Origin of the sequence: Microbispora sp. H10949, assembly GCF_014161435.1 — a bacterium.
Taxonomy (GTDB): Bacteria; Actinomycetota; Actinomycetes; order Streptosporangiales; family Streptosporangiaceae; genus Microbispora; species Microbispora triticiradicis.
Genome location: NZ_JABBWZ010000005.1, coordinates 246,844 through 263,809 on the forward strand (window position 1 = coordinate 246,844; position 16,966 = coordinate 263,809).

General features: G+C 71.9%; 15 protein-coding genes. 5 read left to right on the forward strand and 10 right to left on the reverse strand.

What is annotated here, in order from left to right; all coding sequences use genetic code 11:
- Positions 1–16: 16 nt before the first annotated feature.
- The 4 genes from HHX40_RS14605 to HHX40_RS14620 all read right to left on the reverse strand — a co-directional run bounded on the left by HHX40_RS14605 (position 17) and on the right by HHX40_RS14620 (position 4,633).
- Entirely contained in the window at positions 17–469 is a 453-nt protein-coding gene (locus HHX40_RS14605; protein WP_182881015.1) for a VOC family protein, read from the reverse strand.
- Positions 470–573: 104 nt separating this feature from the next.
- Complete coding sequence (locus tag HHX40_RS14610; protein ID WP_182881016.1) at positions 574–1,056, reverse strand: hypothetical protein; 483 nt, start codon at positions 1,054–1,056, stop codon at positions 574–576.
- Positions 1,053–1,589: an RNA polymerase sigma factor gene (locus tag HHX40_RS14615; protein WP_182881017.1), complete on the reverse strand. Its 537-nt coding sequence runs from the start codon at positions 1,587–1,589 to the stop codon at positions 1,053–1,055. Before HHX40_RS14615 ends, HHX40_RS14610 begins: the two co-directional genes overlap by 4 nt.
- A gap of 113 nt (positions 1,590–1,702) precedes the next feature.
- On the reverse strand, positions 1,703–4,633 hold the full coding sequence (locus HHX40_RS14620; protein ID WP_182881018.1) for a hypothetical protein: 2,931 nt from the start codon (positions 4,631–4,633) through the stop codon (positions 1,703–1,705).
- Between the two features lie 325 nt (positions 4,634–4,958).
- Between HHX40_RS14620 and HHX40_RS14625 the strand changes: the two genes are divergently transcribed.
- Positions 4,959–6,719, forward strand: a complete 1,761-nt coding sequence (locus HHX40_RS14625) for an AfsR/SARP family transcriptional regulator (RefSeq protein ID WP_182881019.1) — start codon at positions 4,959–4,961, stop codon at positions 6,717–6,719.
- An 84-nt stretch (positions 6,720–6,803) separates the two neighbouring features.
- Here the strand turns inward: HHX40_RS14625 and HHX40_RS14630 are convergent, their stop codons facing one another.
- The 4 genes from HHX40_RS14630 to HHX40_RS14645 all read right to left on the reverse strand — a co-directional run bounded on the left by HHX40_RS14630 (position 6,804) and on the right by HHX40_RS14645 (position 9,977).
- Positions 6,804–6,983, reverse strand: a complete 180-nt coding sequence (locus HHX40_RS14630) for a hypothetical protein (protein WP_182881020.1) — start codon at positions 6,981–6,983, stop codon at positions 6,804–6,806.
- A gap of 107 nt (positions 6,984–7,090) precedes the next feature.
- Positions 7,091–7,561, reverse strand: coding sequence for a S26 family signal peptidase (locus tag HHX40_RS14635; RefSeq protein ID WP_182881021.1), 471 nt, complete (start codon positions 7,559–7,561; stop codon positions 7,091–7,093).
- On the reverse strand, positions 7,558–9,438 hold the full coding sequence (locus HHX40_RS14640; protein WP_310738105.1) for an ABC transporter ATP-binding protein: 1,881 nt from the start codon (positions 9,436–9,438) through the stop codon (positions 7,558–7,560). Before HHX40_RS14640 ends, HHX40_RS14635 begins: the two co-directional genes overlap by 4 nt.
- On the reverse strand, positions 9,435–9,977 hold the full coding sequence (locus HHX40_RS14645) for a TlpA family protein disulfide reductase (protein ID WP_182881022.1): 543 nt from the start codon (positions 9,975–9,977) through the stop codon (positions 9,435–9,437). Before HHX40_RS14645 ends, HHX40_RS14640 begins: the two co-directional genes overlap by 4 nt.
- Before the next feature lie 276 nt (positions 9,978–10,253).
- Here HHX40_RS14645 and HHX40_RS14650 point away from each other — a divergent pair, with 276 nt between their 5' ends.
- On the forward strand, positions 10,254–10,838 hold the full coding sequence (locus HHX40_RS14650) for a dihydrofolate reductase family protein (RefSeq protein ID WP_182881023.1): 585 nt from the start codon (positions 10,254–10,256) through the stop codon (positions 10,836–10,838).
- A gap of 159 nt (positions 10,839–10,997) precedes the next feature.
- Here HHX40_RS14650 and HHX40_RS14655 read toward each other — a convergent pair whose 3' ends face one another.
- Positions 10,998–12,005 (reverse strand): RNA polymerase subunit sigma-70, encoded by a 1,008-nt coding sequence (locus HHX40_RS14655; RefSeq protein WP_182881024.1) that lies wholly within the window; start codon positions 12,003–12,005, stop codon positions 10,998–11,000.
- 107 nt (positions 12,006–12,112) lie between these two features.
- Positions 12,113–13,414: an APC family permease gene (locus HHX40_RS14660; RefSeq protein WP_310738106.1), complete on the reverse strand. Its 1,302-nt coding sequence runs from the start codon at positions 13,412–13,414 to the stop codon at positions 12,113–12,115.
- Between the two features lie 92 nt (positions 13,415–13,506).
- Between HHX40_RS14660 and HHX40_RS14665 the strand changes: the two genes are divergently transcribed.
- The 3 genes from HHX40_RS14665 (at position 13,507) to HHX40_RS14675 (ending at position 16,922) form a co-directional block, all read left to right on the forward strand.
- A complete protein-coding gene (locus HHX40_RS14665) occupies positions 13,507–13,995 on the forward strand; it encodes a helix-turn-helix transcriptional regulator (protein WP_259403593.1) in 489 nt (162 codons plus the stop codon).
- A gap of 5 nt (positions 13,996–14,000) precedes the next feature.
- On the forward strand, positions 14,001–14,411 hold the full coding sequence (locus HHX40_RS14670) for a VOC family protein (protein WP_182873423.1): 411 nt from the start codon (positions 14,001–14,003) through the stop codon (positions 14,409–14,411).
- A 129-nt stretch (positions 14,412–14,540) separates the two neighbouring features.
- Entirely contained in the window at positions 14,541–16,922 is a 2,382-nt protein-coding gene (locus tag HHX40_RS14675) for an ATP-binding cassette domain-containing protein (protein ID WP_182881025.1), read from the forward strand.
- Positions 16,923–16,966: the final 44 nt, after the last annotated feature.

Consider the following 16,966-nt stretch of genomic DNA (forward strand, 5'->3'; position numbering starts at 1 on the left):
GGCGGGCAGGCGCGGCCTACGTGGCGCAGAACTCGTTGCCCTCCGGGTCGAGCATGATCCACCAGTGACCGGCGGGTCCCTTGTCCACCTCGCGGACGCGGGTCGCGCCGAGGCCTTCCAGGCGCGCCACCAGGGCGTCGAGACCACCGGGCTCGCCGTGCACGTCGATGTGCAGGCGGTTCTTGCCGGTCTTCCCCTCGGGCACGTCCTGGAAGAGCAGGCGCCGCCCGAGGCCTACGCCGCTGGTGGCGTCGAAGGGGTCGTCGGGGTGGCGGATCGCGGCGTAGCCGCGGAAGATCGTGCGGCCGTCGTGCTCGGCGACCGCCTCCGCAGGGAGGTGACCGGCGGCCAGCAGCCGCCCGACGAGCACGCTGGGATCCTCCACCTCGTAGCCCAGCGCCGCGGCCCAGAAGTCCGCGAGCACGGGCGCGTTCACACTGTCGACGACCAGCTTCCAGCTCAATACCATGTAACTGGTTATAGTGGTTACACCGGCGCGGGCGCAACTCGCGATCCGGGGTCCCTGTAGTCCGGGGAAAAATCCGGTCGGATTCCATCACCTCCAACCGGCCGTCACCGCTCCTCCCCGCCGGTCAGCTCGTGCTTGCGGCGCAGCAGCGCCGCCCTCCGGGCCTGTGCGCGCACCACCAGCGCCAGGGCGACCGCGACGAACACACCCCCGGCTGCCAACGGAAGTCCCACGCCGGCGCCACGCTGCACGGCCACAACGGTCACGACCGCCGTGGTGGTCAGCGAGGCGACCAGGCCGATCCAGGCGGCGATCACCTGGTCGGTGGCGAACAACGGAATCCGGCGTGTCAGCAGCCATCCGCCGTAGGCGGCCCAGACCAGGCAGAACACGGTGAGCAACGCGAACGCCAGATGTGTGCGGCCGGGCAGCGGGCCGGGCTCCGTCCACCACAAGGTGCCCATGAACACCGCGCCGGCGACGCCGGCCAGCAGTGCCGCCACCGCCCGGATCCGGGTTCTCAGCGACAGCACCGGCGACAGCCGGTCGATCATGTCCTGCGCCGACAGGCGTGGCTCTTCGGTCATGGCCTGTATCCCTTCTCCTTCAGGTGCCCACGCAGCAGACGACGGGCCCGGCTGAGCCGGGACTTCACCGTTCCGGCCGGGATCTGGCAGATGTCCGCGCATTCCTCCACCGGCAGGTCCTCCAGGTAGAACAGGACGAGAATCTCCCGCTCCAGCAGCGGCAGATCTGCCAGTACGCTCACCAGCGCTGCGCGGTCCACCAGGGCCTCAGCCGGGTCTTCGGCGCCCGCTTCGCCCACCAGGTCGCCGAATGCGGACGTTTCCTCGGCCAGGGCGTACTCGCCGCGCAGCCGGTCGGTGACCGACCGCCGGGCGATCGTGAACAGCCACGGCGCGAACCGGCCCGGCTCCCTGAGGCGGGGCAGGCCGCGGACCACGGCCAGCCAGACCTCCTGCGCCACGTCGTCGGCCCGCTCGGCATCCAGCATGCGCCGTACGTACGTCCATACCGGCGTCCGCCATCGAGTCACCAGCTGGGCCAGCGCCGCGCGCTCGCCCAGCTGAGCGCGAGTCACCAGCAGCTCATCGGTCATCTCGTCCTCCCGTCATCTTGCACAGTCGGGCGAGAAGCCAAGAAGGTTCACGATCCCCGGATCTCTCCGGGCGCCACTGCGGTCTGTTCGTGGCGCCCGGATCGCGACGGCCCTCAGACCTTGTTCTTCCGGGCCACGATCGCGCGGAGCTGCTTCGCCTCCTCCGACTCGCCGATCGTGTCGAGCCTGAGGACCGGGGTGAGGGACTTGATCCGCGACGCGGGCAGGACCACCGCCGCGCGGCACAACGACGCGAGGGCGACGGGGTTGGTGCCGAGGTCCTTCGCCTTGAAGGTGAGCAGTGCGTCGGCGAGATAACGCTGGGTCTCGATCGTCACGCGGCTCACGGGACGCACGAAGAACTCGAGGAGCAGCGGCATGACGGCACCCTTCCCCGGGACGTTCTGCAGGGCGAAGGCGCAGTAGGACGCCACGATGTTGTCCCGGAACTCCGCGATGCCGGGGTCCTGGTCGTTCCTGACGCCGCCCAGCACCTCCAGATGCTCCTTCACCACGTCGATCGTGAGCGCGTCGAGATCGACCTTCGTGCCGCCCGGCTTCTTCGCACCGGGGGGCGTGCTGCGCGCCAGGTGGCCGAACGCGTAGAAGTACTCGACCATCGTCGCCTTCGACTCGTGGCCGGTGTTGATGCGCACGTACTTGCCCTCGACGCCGCCGGCGCTCGGGATCCCACCGACGTAGGAGGTCCGCAGGAAGGAGAAGCTGTCGCGCCTGTCGATCTGGAGCTTGTTGAACAGCTTGTCGACGTCGCCGGTGGGGGTCGTGCGCAGGATCAGGGGGATGCCGTCCACGTACGTGGTTCCCTGGGTGAGGTCCCCACTGTCGATAGGCCAGCAGAACTCGTCCACGAACTTGGCGTTCCTGGCGGCGCTGCGCACCAGCGCCAGCTCGTCGCGGTGCCCGTGTTTGAGCATGTGCACCACGAGCTGCCCCTCGTCGTGCCGGACGAGATCGAGGTTGATGTCCTGCAGCAGCGCCTCGGCCCGCGCGTACGCGGACCCGGAGTTGCCCTTCGCCGACAGCATCGTGAGATTGCCGGCGGCCACCTTGCCGGTGCCCATCGAGGCGTACTTCTGGAAGCTCTTGCACAGGAAGATCTCCAGCTTGCCGGCGGCGACGGCGTCCTTCAGGCCGTCGAGCAGGATGTCGATCTGGGTCTTGCCGGCCGTCTCGGGCGCGATCTCGATGGTGGTGTCGATGATCAGCGCGAACGGCGCGTCGCCCTTCTTGTGCGTCTCCAGGCTTCGCCGCACGTCGTCCACGAGCTTGGCCGGCGACGGCGCGAAGGCGGGCGTGCTCGGGTTCAGCGCCGCCACCAGGACGTCCTTGTGCGGAGTCGCCTTCTCGCCCTTCTTGAGCTTGCCGAGCAGGAACGCGGTCTCGTAGTAGTCGATCGCCTCGGTGGACCGCGAGACCTCCTCGTGGTCCCGCCACGACAGCGCGATGTACAGCGCGGTCGCGAGCGCGTCCATGCCGCTCGTCATGAGGTAGCTGTCGATCTTGATGTCCCCGGCCGCCTTCGCGAAGTCCTTGGCCCGCTCCAGCAGGATGTCCCGCATCGTCGTCCGGTAGTCGGTGCTCGTGTAGTACTGGGCCACGGCGACGACGATGGCGATCTCGTCCATCATCAGGTCGGCCGCCCGCATCGCCACCGTGGGGTTCGCCTCGTTCTCCACGACGATGTCGATGAGCCGGCTCAGCGAGCCGAGGGCGTTGGCGGTCAGCGTGTCGAAGCGCTTCGGGCCGAGCGCGTCGGTGAGGCCCAGCACGAGGTGCTCGACCATCGCGCACACCGGCGCGATCTCGCTCTTCCCCCGCGCGATCTCCTGCAGCCGGGAGAACCGGCTGGAGGTGATGAGCCTGACGAGATCGGCCCGCGTGTCGACCTCGAAGTTGGAGGTGGGCGGGGTCTTTCCCGTGTCCATGAGCTCGTAGAGCTGGTAGGCCGACGGCGTCGCGCCGAGCTCGTAAAGGATCTTGTCCCACTCGATCTTGGTGTACGCGCCGGTGCCGCTCAGCACGCTGACGCCCGTCCTTCCGACGAGCGGTGTGACCGTGAGGTTCTCCAGCACCTCGGGGCCGAGCACGATCTGCAGCTTGTTGAGCACGCGGGGACTGTTGACCAGGACGTCGCTGCCCGACTTCCCGACCTTCGTGAGCTTCTGGACGAGTTCGTCGAGGGCGCCGCCCTTGCCCGACTCCCCGCTTCCCCGCAGCTTCTTCAGGAACTCGTCCAGGGTGTCGCGGAAGTTCGTGCGCCAGTAGCTGGCCGCGAGCTCGTTCTGGGTGGACAGGCCCGTGAGCGAGCTGCGCTGGCTCTTCGCCGCGCGGAACCCGATCTGCTCGACGAGGTGCTGCTGCGTCGTCCCCTTCGTGATGTCTTCGAGCTCGCCACGGCGCTCCTTCGAGTACGCCGCCTTGCCGCTGATGGAGTCGACGAGCCTCGCCACCGCCCGGAGGTGTCCCATCGACGAGGCGTCGCTCTCGTCCTCGACACGCTGGGCGAGCTCGACCAGGTCGACGGTGACCTTGTCCTTGCCCTTGCCCCCCGCGGCCAGGTCGAGCGCGTCGAGCATCTCCAGGTGGAGGGTCTTCGAGATCTCCTCGGGGGTCTTCGAGGTCTTCTCGGCGAGTTTCTCGGTGAGGGTCTTGGGTGTCTCCGGCTTCAGGAGGTCGAGGCTGTGGCGCACGTCGGCGTGCTGCGGCGTGGGCTTCTCCTTCGGCTTCTCCAGCGCCGGGTGGGCGAGCCGGACCGCGGCGGTCGCCTTCAGGAAGCCCCGGGCGAGGTCGCCGGTGAGCCGCCTGACGATGAACTCGGACATCGTGCTGCGCTCCTGCGCCGAACGCTGGGCCAGCGTCTCGGCGATGAGCGTCACGGACGCGAGCGCGTTGTCCGGGCTGGGGTCCTTCTCCAGCTCCTGGGCGACCGCCCTGGCCGTGGTGTCGTCGGGCAGCGCGACGAACGCCTTCCAGCTCTTGGGTAACGCCGCATCTGCCGAAGACTCGCTCGACATGATCGACATGATTTCCTCCTGGTTATCCCCGTACGCGGGGACGGGCGGACGACGGCGGCGGCGACGCCCCCGATGCTGGCCCTTGGAACGGTCCGAGTCAATGGGTGATCCACCGCGCCCGGCGCCGCCCGGACGACCGTCCCGAGCGTGCTGTCCGGATCGTTGTCCGGAACTGTTCCGTACACCCGCGGCCCTTGTGAGCGGCCGGCCAGGGCGGTGATCTTGTTGAGGTTCTCCTCACCCATTCCTCGCGAAACGCCACGGGAGGTCTCCTCGTGCACCGATCACGCCGTTCGACCCGCACGTGCGCCCCATCCGGCCGCGGGAGGGCGGGGTGAACCTCCGCTTCGGGTTGCTCGGCCCGGTTGAGCTGCACCGGAACGGCAGGCCGGTCCCGCTCGGCACGCCCAAACAGCGGGCCCTGCTGACCGCGCTGCTGCTGGAACCCAACCGGGTCGTGTCGATCGACCGGCTCGTCACGGCCGTGTGGGACGCCGAGCCGCCCCGCTTCGCGGTCGCCAACGTCCGCACGTACGTCAACCGCCTGCGCGGCACGATCGGCGACGGCGACCGGCTGACGGCGCGCCAGCCCGGCTACGTCCTCGCCGTGCGGGACGGCGAACTGGACGTGACCGAGTTTGCCGACGCCCTGCGGCAGGGCAGGCGGTCGCTGTCCGCGGGCCGGCCGGACGCGGCGCTGCGGCAGCTGTCCACGGCCCTCACGCGGTGGCGGGGCGCCCCCGCCGAGGACGTGCCCCGTTCGGCGGCGCTCGGCCCGCGCCTGGACGCCCTCACCGAGCAGCGCTGCCTCGCCCTGGAGGCGATGGCCGAAGCCCGCCTCATGCTGGGCGAGCACGCCGACGCGGTGGCGGAGCTGCGGGAGACGGTGGCCGCCCATCCCACCAGGGAACGGCTGTGGGGCGCCCTCATGCTCGCGTTGTACCGCACCGGCGACGCCGCCGCCGCGATCGCCGCCTACGGGCAGGCCCGGGCGTTCCTGGCGGAGGAACTGGGCGTCGATCCCGGTCCCGAACTGGCCGGGCTGCACCGGGGCATACTCAACCGCGACCCCGCGCTCCGCGCCGATCCGCAGGCACCCGCCCCGGCGGCGGTCACGGCGGTGATCCCGGCGCCGGGACGCCTGGTGGGCCGGGAGCGGGAGCTCAAGGAGGTCGTGGCCGCGATCGGCGCAGGCCCTCCGCGGCCCGTCGCCGTACACGGCCCGGCGGGGGTCGGCAAGTCTGCCCTGGCCCGGCACGCCGTCCGCACGGCGGCGCCCGGCTTCCCGGGCGGCGTGCACCACGTCGATCTGCGCGTCCTCCCCCGGCCCGGCCCGTACGAGACGCTCGCGCGGCTGCTGGGACGGCTGGGCCTGGCCGACGACGAGATCGCCGCGGACCTCGACGACGCGCTGCACCAGCTCAGGACCGCCACCGCCGCGAGGCACGCGCTGGTCCTCCTCGACAACGTGACCGGCGAGGAGCAGGTGCGCCCGCTGCTCGCCGGCTGCCCGGACTGCCGGTTCGTCGTCACCAGCAGGAGGATGCTCGCGGCGCTCGACGACGTCGAGCACCTGCCGCTCGCGCCCCTGGCCGACGACGCGGCGTACGACCTGCTGACCCGGCTGTGCGGCCGGGACCGGGTCGACCGTGCGCAGGCGGGAAGGGTGGCCCGGCTCTGCGACAACCTGCCGCTCGCACTGGAGATCGCGGGCAAGCGCCTCGCCGCCAGGCGGGAGTGGACGCCGGAGGCGTTCGCCGACATGCTCGCCGGCGAGGAGCACCGGCTCGACCTGCTGACCTGCGGCGACCTTTCCGTACGGGCCGCCATCGACCTCGACTACCAGGCCCTGCGGCGGTCCGGGGGGACGGCCGGCGACGGAGCACTGGCCCTGTTCCACCGCCTCGGCGAGCGCGGCCTGGCCGACTGCGGGCCGGCGGCCGCGGCCGGGCTCCTCGGGAGCGATCGGCGTACGGCGTCGGCGGCGCTCGGCAGGCTGGCCGATCTCCGTCTGATGGAGCCGCTGGCCCCCGGCCACTACCGGATGAACGGCCTCACCCGCCTGTACGCCAGGGAGATCGCCCCGACCACGTGACGACGGCGGCGGAGCACCCCCGCCCCCGCATTCGAGGGGCGCTCCACCGTGGTCGTCCGGACGTGCTCGGTCAGATGCGTTCGGTCAGCAGGTGTACTGCCAGGTGGTGCAGGAACGGCCGCCGGGAATCTCCGCCCCGCTGCAGCAGTACCTGCGGACGCAGGTCCCCGAGTACTCGTACCAGCAGTTGATCGCCTCGGCGCGGGTGACCGGGACCAGCCGGGCGACCATCCGGTCGGCCAGCCGCTGAACAGTCCGCGTCATCTCGTCTCCTCCTTGCGAAAGGACCTCTTGTCCACCGACGTTAGGAGCGGCCTCGATCACGGAGATACCACTCCGATACACGCGCGCTTGTACGACCGGCACGCGACTCACGCGTTCAGCCGCCGGAGCACGACACCCGTGATCCTGCTCTCGGGGAGGAGGCCCCACTGCCGGGAGTCGGTGCTCCGCGCCGGGTTGTCGCCGAGGACGAGCAGCCGCCCCGGCGGCACACACGCCTCTCCCGGCGTCTCTCGCAGGGCCTCCAGCCCCGGAGGGATCGGGTCCCCCGCCACGGCCGCGGCCCGTTTGATCACCAGATTCGTGCCGCCGTCGAGCGTGACGCCCTTCCCCGGGCCCACGCGGGCGATGACGACGACGTCCCCCCGCCGGACGCGCGGGCCGGCCCGGCCGGGCCGCAGGTTCCGTACGAGGACCCGGTCGCCGGGCCGCAGGCCGGGCCGCATGCTCTCCCCGTGGACCTCGACGACGCGCAGGGTCCGGCTGAGCGCCAGCACCGCCCCGGCTGTGAGCACGGTCGCGAACGCCGCCGCGGACAGGATGAGCGGGACCGGTGTCATCTGGCCTCCGAGAGCCGCCGGCGCGGGATGTCGGCGTCCGGGTCGTCCCACTGCCGGTATCCCTCCGCCTGCAGGGCGAACAGCTGGGCGTAGATCCCGCGGCCCGCCAGCAGCGTGGCGTGTGTGCCCCGCTCGGCGACCTGACCGCCGTCGAGGACCACGATGTGGTCCGCGTCGCGTACGGCGCCGAGCCGATGGCTGATCAGCACGCTGGTGCGGCCCCGGCGGTGCTCCCGCAGTCCCTGGTGGATCTCGTGCTCCGCCTCCGCGTCGAGCCCCGAGCTGGGCTCGTCCAGGATCAGCAGATCGCGCTCACCCCGCAGGTAGGCGCGGGCCAGGGCGAGCCGCTGCCACTGCCCGCCCGACAGGTGGACGCCCACCGCCCCGCCGTCCTCGGCGGAGCCGGGGGGATCGGCGGGATCGGCGGGATCGGCGAAGATGCGCGACAGCATCGTGTCGTACCCCCGGGGCAGGCCGCTCACGGTGCCGTGCGCGCCCGCCCGCCGCGCCGCCGCCTCGATCCTTCCCCGGTCACCCATCGCGGCGAGATCGCCCAGGCCGATGTTCTCGGCCGCGGTCATGTCGTACTCCATGTAGTCCTGGAACACCGCCCCGATGCGGGCGCGCAGCTCCGCCGGGTCGATCTCCCTGAGGTCCACGCCGTCCCACAGGACCGCGCCGCGTTCGGGGTCGTACATCCGGCACAGGAGCTTGACCATCGTGCTCTTGCCCGCGCCGTTCCTGCCGACGAGCGCCACCGAGGCGCCGTACGGGATGGTCAGGCTGACGCCGCGCAGAGCCCAGGAGTGGCCGGGCGAGTAGCGGAACCACACGTCGCGCAGTTCGATCCCGCGGCGCGGCGGCCCCGCCCGCCGGGGACGGTCCGGGACCGGGAGGTCCGGCCCGGCGTCGAGGACGGCGAGATAGTGGCCGAACAGCAGCACCTGCTGATGCGCCGAGACCAGTTCGAGGACGAGACCGCCGACCGCCGCCTGCACCCCGGCGACGGCGGCGACGAACAGCGCCACGTCGCCGGCCCCGCCCGTGCCGTTCACCGCGTCGAGCAGAACCCACAGCAGGCCGCCTCCGGCCGCCAGCGCGGCGATGGTCCCGGTGGCGGCCTGGACGCGCAGCTCCCGCCGGTCGGTACGGCTCCGCTCGGCGTTCGCGGCCCGCCGCTGGGCGTGCAGCAGCCCGCGCAGGTGCCCCCCGACGCCGAAGAGCCTGAGCTCCTTGGCGGCCCGGACGTCGACGAGGAGCTGTCCGAAGAAGAACTCGCGGCGCTCGGCCGGGCCGATGCCCCACAGCATGGCGGCGCGCCGCCGCGACAGCCACAGCTCCGCGGCCAGGGACGGTGCCGCCGCCGCGATCACGAGAACCGCCGTCCACGGGTTGATCGTCACGAGGGAGACGAGGAAGGCGGCGCCGGTCAGGACCGTCCTGGCCGCGCCCAGCGCGGCGGAGACCAGCATGCCGGGGGTCGCCCCGCCGTACTGCTGGGCCATCCGGATCCGGTCGAGGAAGGCGGGGTCCTCGAACCTGGCCAGGCCGGTGAACCGCTCGACGGCCCGGAAGAGGCGGTCCTGGGCGACGAGGCCGACCCTGCGCCCGCTCTCGTCCCTGACGTACTGGACGACCTGTGGCCCGAGCGCGGCCAGCAGCCCGCACCCGGCGAGCGCGGCGCCCAGCGCCGCCGTCACCCCGGGCCGGGGGTGGCCGCCGCCGATCTCGTCGAGGACCAGCTTGGTGCACCAGGCGATCGTCACCGGCAGGGCGGCCATGAGCGCGGTGAGGGCGGCGAAGGCGAGGGTCAGGCCCCTGCTCGCCCGCCAGGCCAGGCCGGCGGCGGCGACCACCGCCCGCGTCGGCGCCGTCACGCGGATGCGGGAAGCGCGTCGAGGTCGGCCAGCGTGCTCCCGCTGGCGAGGACCCTGCCGTGCCCGTCGAGCAGGGCGAGCGACGGGAAGCCCTGGACCCGCAGCGCCTTCGTCACGCCGGTTCCGTACTCCTCGATCAGCACCAGGGCGACGGGCTCCAGCGCCCGCCGCTGGGCCGCCACCTCCTCTTCCGTCCCGACGAGCACGGCCAGCACGCTGCCGCGCCCTCCGGGGAAGGACCGCGCGCGTTCGGCGAACTGCGGCAGGCGGTCCCCGCAGGCGGGGCAGTCGGGTGAGAAGACGCCGACGAGGGCCGGCTCGGTCAGCGTCTCGGCGGAGACGTGCACGCCGTCGGTGCTCACGGCGGAGAAGGCGCCGATCGTCGCTCCAGGCGGGAGCACGATCGGCGGGGACACCCCCGGCCGCGCCGCGAGCATCTCCTCGTGCGTACGCAGCCTGCGGATCACCCCGACCGTCAGCACCAGGTCGATCAGGCACAGGACGCCGACGCCGAGGACGAGCGCGCTGAGGAACGGCATGGGGACTACCTCCGTGAGGGCCTGTTCGTGAAGAGATGGGCGATCTCGCCGATCGCCGGCAGAAGGCGAAGAGAAGGGCCACGGGCGTCCTCACCCCCGATCGGGCGGGCGGGTCGCCACCACGCTAGGAACGGCCCCGGCCGGCGGGGTACACGACGGCTACACGCGGCGGTGTATCCGGTCGGTGCTGCTCGAATGACGCGGATCCCGCACCGATCAGTTTTCCGCGGCGCGTCCGTCTGTACGTGTGAGATCGACTCACGAGAGGCTGGCACGATGCGGAAACTGATCTTCGGCATGAACGTGACCCTGGACGGCTACATCGCCGCGACCGGCGACGACATCGGCTGGGGTGGAGGGGAGGGACCGGACTCGTCGCCGAGCGACGAGCTGTTCCAGTGGTGGTATGAGCAGATGCGGGCGAGCGACCTGTCGCTGTACGGGCGCAAGCTGTGGGAGACGATGAGCTCCCACTGGCCGACCGGCGACCAGCAGCCCGACGCCACCCCGGCGGAGATCGAGTTCGCGCGGCTCTGGCGGGACATGCCGAAGGTGGTGTTCTCATCGACGATCGACAAGGTCGACTGGAACACCCGCCTGGTCACCGGCGACGCGGTCGCCGAGATCGCCCGGCTCAGGGCCGAGGACGGCGGCCCGATGGACATCGGCGGCGCGACGCTCGCCGGGGCGGCCATGCGGGCCGGGCTGATCGACGAGTACACGCTGGTCACCGTGCCGGTCCTGGTGGGCGGCGGCACGCCGTTCTTCACCGCGCTGGACAGCTGGGTGAACCTGAACCTGGTCGAGACGCGGACATTTCCCGGCGGCGTGGTGCTGACCCGATACGAGACGAGGCGATGAGCACGGGCCAGACGCTCGGCTCGTAGGGCCAGGTCGAGATCCTTCCTGGCGTGCTCACCGCCTCGTTGATCGTGACGATGTCCCTGGGGCATGAAGATGCCCCGCCGGCGACGCCGGCGGGGCGGTGGTGTTCGCGTTGCCACGTCGGTGTTCATCTGATCACAGTGTCGCGGGCAGGCCCAGCCATGGTTTGTCGGTGGCGTCGAATCCGGTGAGTTCGGCGATCCTGCCGTCGACGATGTGCAGGACCGCGATGGTGAACAAACGGTATTCCGGGTCGCCGGGGGTGCGGAGGTACAGCGCGGCGGCGGGCATGCGGTTGACCGTGGTGGCGGTGCATCGCCAGTCGTCGTAGCCGCGCTGGAAGAGCCCATTGGAGACCCAGCCGTCCACCGCCTCCTTGGCCGTGACGGTCACGGTGCCCGGGTCGGGCAGCATCGTGAAGCGCAGGTCGTCGCGCAGCAGGGCCGTCAGCCCGTCGATGTCGTTGCGCTCATGGGCCTCGACGTACGCCTTCACCACGCCGCGCTCGTCATCCGACAGCTCGTGCGCGGCAGGGCGCCGCCAGTCGAGGCGGCGGCCGGGCAGCTGCTCGCGCATCGTCACGCGCGCCCGCCGCAGCGCGCTGGTCACCGATGCGACGGTCAGTTCGAGGGCGTCGGCGGTCTTCGACGCCGGCCAGCCGAGGACGTCGCGCAGGATGAACACCGCCCGCTGCCGTGGCGGCAGGTGCTGGACGGCGACGATGAACGCCAGCTCGACCGTCTCCCGCACCACCACCGATTCCTGCGGGTCCTCCGGGAGCATTCGGTCCGGGTAGGGCTGCAGGTAGCGCACTTCGGAGCCCGCGCCCGGCAGCTCGGCAGGCACGGGTGTGCGGTCGTCGCGCTTCTCCAGGAAGTCGAGGCAGGCGTTCGTCGCGATCCGGTGCAGCCAGGTCCGCAGCGCGGCGTCGCCCTTGAACGACTCCCGCTTGTTCCACACCCGCAGGAACGTCTCCTGCGTCATGTCCTGGGCGTCCTCGTAGTGCGCGAGCATCCGGTAGCAGTGCACCTGCAGCTCACGCCGGTAGTGCTCCGTGATGAGCGCGAACTGTGCCGCGTCGTTCGAGCGGGCCGCCGCGATGAACGCGGCCTTGTCGTCGCCTGGCGGTCTGGCGTCGGTCATGGTCGTCGATCCTTCCGCGGGTGGCGAGGGGTTACCAGAACTGACGACGTGGCGGAGGATTTCTGATCGGTGAAGCCGCTGACACCGGGCCGTTCGCAGGAGGGCCCTCACGGGCCCGCCCTTCGGGCGCGGCGGCGCAGGACCAGCCATCGGCCGGCCAGACCGGCGGCGAACATGACCAGCCCGGCGAGCACGGACGGCCAGGGCAGGGTGGCGACCAGGGTCAGGCAGCCGGCGACGCCGAGCAGGTTGAGCGCGCGCGGCCAGCGGCGCTCGGACGGGGGCTGGGTGAACGCCGAGGCGTTCGCGACGGCGTAGTAGACGAGGACGCCGAAGGAGGAGAAGCCGATGACCCCGCGCAGGTCGGCGGTGGCGACCAGGACGCAGACGACGGCGGCCAGGGCGATCTCGGCGTGGTGCGGCACCCGGTGGCGGGGGTGGACGGCCGCCAGCCAGCCCGGCAGGTCGCGATGGCGGGCCATGGCCAGGCCGGTGCGGCCGATCCCGGCCATCAGGGCGAGCAGCGCGCCCAGCGCCGCCGGCGCCGCGCCCGCCCGCACCACCGGGGCCAGGCCGCCGGCGCCCGCCGCCTCGACCGCGGTGGTCAGCGGCGCGGGCGAGGCGGCGAGCCGGGACGGCCCGGCGGCCAGCAGCGCCGCGACCCCGACCACCAGGTAGACGGCCACGGTGACGAACAGGGCGATCGGGATCGCGCGGGGAATGGTGCGGCCCGGGTCGCGGACCTCCTCGCCCATGGTGGCCACGCGGGCGTATCCGGCGAAGGCGAAGAACAGCAGCCCCGCGGCCTGCAGGACGCCGTACGTGCCGCCGGTGCCCCGCCAGTCGCCCAGGCTGTCCGGCGCGGCGCCGCCACTCAGGGCGATCCCCGTCACCACGACGGCCAGGGCGGTCAGGGTGGCGGTGACGAGCACCCGGGTGAGCAGGACGGTCCTGGTGACGCCGTGGTAGTTCAGCGCGGCCAGCCCCAGCACGGCCGCGACGGCGACGGCCCGCTGCGCCCACCAGGGGCCGGGCACCGCGTAGGAGGCGAAGGTGAGCGCCATGGCGGCGCACGACGCCGTCTTGCCGACGACGAAGCCCCACCCGGCCGTGAACCCCCACCAGTGACCGAGGCGTTCGCGGCCGTAGACGTAGGTGCCGCCGGAAACCGGGTGGACCGCGGCCAGTTGGGCGGAGGCGACCGCGTTGCAGTACGCGATCACCGCGGCGATCATCAGCCCGATCAGCAGGCCCGTTCCCGCGGCCCGCGCGGCCGGACCGAACGCGGCGAACACGCCCGCCCCGATCATCGACCCCAGCCCGATGACCACCGCGTCCGCCGTGCCCAGCCGGCGCGCGAGGCCGCCGTGGTCCTGCCCGTACGGCCCGGTTCGTGGCTGGGACGCCACCGCACCCCCTTGGGGTCGTTTACATCAAACGTGTTTGATGTATCGTCCGCGTCGCGGCGTCCCGGAGTCAAGCCGTCCCGGCGGCCGGGGTCATGGGCCGCCGGCAGGGCGTCGCGGCGTACGATGCCCGTGTGACCAGCACACCCGTCTCCGCACAGCGCCGCGCCGACCTCGCGCGGCTGCGCCGCGTCCGGGACCGGATCGACCGGGAGTACGCCCAGCCGCTCGACGTCGAGGCGCTCGCCCGTGGCGTGAACATGTCCGCCGGGCACCTGAGCCGCCAGTTCCGGCTCGCCTACGGAGAGTCGCCGTACGGCTATCTGATGACCCGCCGCATCGAGCGGGCCATGGCGTTGCTGCGCCGCGGCGACCTCAGCGTCACCGAGGTCTGCTTCGCGGTCGGCTGCTCGTCGCTGGGCACCTTCAGCACCCGCTTCACCGAACTGGTCGGCATGCCGCCGAGCGCCTACCGCCGCGCCGCGGCGGGCGCGACGGCGGGGATGCCGTCGTGCGTCGCGAAACAGGTGACCCGGCCGGTCAGGAATCGAGAAGCGCGGACCACCGCGCCGAAACTAGCCTGACCTGTATGAACCTCACCATTCACGCGACCTTCCTCCCGCACGACGACCCCGAGGCCTCGCTCGTCTTCTACCGCGACACCCTCGGCTTCGAGGTCCGGAACGACGTCGGGTACGGCGGCATGCGCTGGATCACGGTCGGCCCCGCCGGGCAGCCCGGCACGTCCATCGTCCTCCACCCGCCGGCCGCCGACCCGGGCATCACCGAGGAGGAACGCCGCGTCATCGCCGAGATGATGGCGAAGGGCACCTACGGGATACTCACCCTGGCCACCGACGACGTCGACGGCACCTTCGACAGGCTGCAGGCCGGCGACGCCGAGGTCGTCCAGGAGCCGACCGACCAGCCGTACGGGGTGCGCGACTGCGCCTTCCGCGACCCTTCGGGCAACCTGATCCGCATCAACCAGGTCGGCTGACGCGCGGCCTGCCCCGGCCCGGGCCAGGCAGCCGCGCCGGAGCCGCCGATCGGGTAGACAGGGGGACCGTTGCCGCGACCGCAGTTCGCCGGTACGGCCCCGCGTACGCACATGGAGACTAGAGACACGATGAGCTTGCCCCCGAGCCAGGACACCCCGCCGCACGCGGCCGACAGCCATGATCTGATCCGCGTGCACGGCGCGCGGGAGAACAACCTCAAGGACGTCAGCGTCGAGATCCCCAAGCGCCGGCTGACCGTCTTCACCGGCGTCTCCGGCTCGGGCAAGAGCTCGCTGGTGTTCGGCACGATCGCCGCGGAGTCGCAGCGCCTGATCAACGAGACCTACAGCGCGTTCGTGCAGGGCTTCATGCCGGCGCTGGCGCGGCCCGAGGTGGACGTGCTCGACGGCCTGACCACCGCGATCATCGTGGACCAGCAGCGGATGGGCGCCAACCCCCGCTCCACGGTCGGCACCGTCACCGACGCCAACGCGATGCTGCGCATCCTGTTCAGCCGGCTCGGCAAGCCGTACATCGGCTCGCCCCAGGCGTTCTCCTTCAACGTCGCCTCGATCAGCGGAGCGGGCGCGGTCACCCTGGAGCGGGCCGGGCAGACCGTGAAGGAGCGGCGCAGCTTCAACGTCACCGGCGGCATGTGCCCCCGCTGCGAGGGCATGGGCCGGGTCTCCGACATCGACCTGTCCCAGCTGTACGACGACTCCAAGTCGCTGAACGAGGGCGCGCTCACGATCCCCGGCTACAGCGTCGACGGCTGGTACGGCCGCATCTTCAGCGGCTCCGGCTTCTTCGACCCCGACAAGCCGATCCGCGACTTCACCAAGACCGAACTGCGCGACCTGCTCCACAAGGAGCCGACCAAGATCAAGGTCGACAACATCAACCTCACCTACGAGGGCCTGATCCCGCGCATCCAGAAGTCGATGCTGTCCAAGGACAAGGAGGCGCTGCAGCCGCACGTCCGGGCGTTCGTGGAGCGGGCGGTGACGTTCACCACCTGCCCCGACTGCGGCGGCACGCGGCTCAGCGAGGCCGCCCGGTCGTCGAAGATCGGCGACGTCAGCATCGCCGACGCCTGCGCCATGCAGATCAGCGACCTGGCCGAGTGGGTGCGCGGCCTGGACGAGCCGTCGGTCGCGCCGCTTCTGGCCACGCTGCAGCAGACCCTCGACTCGTTCACGGAGATCGGCCTGGGTTATCTCTCGCTCGACCGGCCCTCGGGCACGCTGTCGGGCGGCGAGGCCCAGCGCGTCAAGATGATCCGCCATCTCGGTTCCTCGCTCACCGACGTCACCTACGTCTTCGACGAGCCCACCACCGGCCTGCACCCCCACGACATCCAGCGCATGAACGACCTGCTCCTGCGGCTGCGCGACAAGGGGAACACGGTGCTCGTCGTGGAGCACAAGCCGCAGACCATCGCGATCGCCGACCACGTCGTCGACCTCGGCCCCGGCGCGGGCACGGCGGGCGGCACCGTCTGCTACGAGGGCGACGTCAAGGGGCTGCGGAGCGCCGGCACCGTCACCGGCCGCCATCTCGACGACCGGACCCGGCTCAAGGAGACCGTGCGGACGCCCTCCGGCAGCCTGGAGATCCGCGGCGCCAGCACCCACAACCTGCGCGACGTCGACGTCGACATCCCGCTCGGGGTGCTCGTCGTCGTCACCGGCGTCGCCGGCTCCGGCAAGAGCTCCCTCGTCCGCGGGTCGATCCCCGCCGGCGCGGGCGTGGTGTCGGTCGACCAGGGCGCGATCCGCGGCTCGCGGCGCAGCAACCCCGCGACGTACACCGGGCTGCTCGACCCGATCCGCAAGGCGTTCGCGAAGGCCAACGGCGTGAAGCCGGCGCTGTTCAGCGCCAACTCCGAGGGCGCCTGCCCGGCCTGCAACGGCGCCGGCGTCATCTACGTCGACCTCGCGATGATGGCCGGTGTCGCGACCACCTGCGAGGAGTGCGAGGGCAAGCGCTTCCAGGCCGCGGTGCTCGGCTACACCCTCGGCGGCAAGGACATCAGCGAGGTGCTCGCGATGCCGGTGACCGAGGCCGAGGAGTTCTTCGGCGCCGGTCCGGCCCGCACCCCGGCCGCCCACCGCATCCTCCGCCGGCTCGCCGACGTCGGGCTCGGCTACCTCAGCCTCGGCCAGCCGCTCACCACCCTGTCGGGCGGCGAGCGGCAGCGGCTCAAGCTGGCCACCCACATGGCCGACGACGGCGGGGTCTACGTCCTCGACGAGCCCACCACCGGCCTCCACCTCGCCGACGTCGAGCAGCTGCTGGGCCTGCTCGACCGGCTCGTCGACTCCGGCAAGTCGGTCGTCGTCATCGAGCACCACCCGGCGGTCATGGCGCACGCCGACTGGATCATCGACCTCGGGCCCGGCGCCGGTCACGACGGCGGCCGGATCGTCTTCGAGGGCGTCCCCGCCGACCTCGTGGCCGCCCGCTCCACCCTCACCGGCGAGCACCTCGCCGACTACGTCGGCGCGTGACCGCGGCGCACCGGCGCGTGGTATCGGCGGTCTGGTGTCCCGGT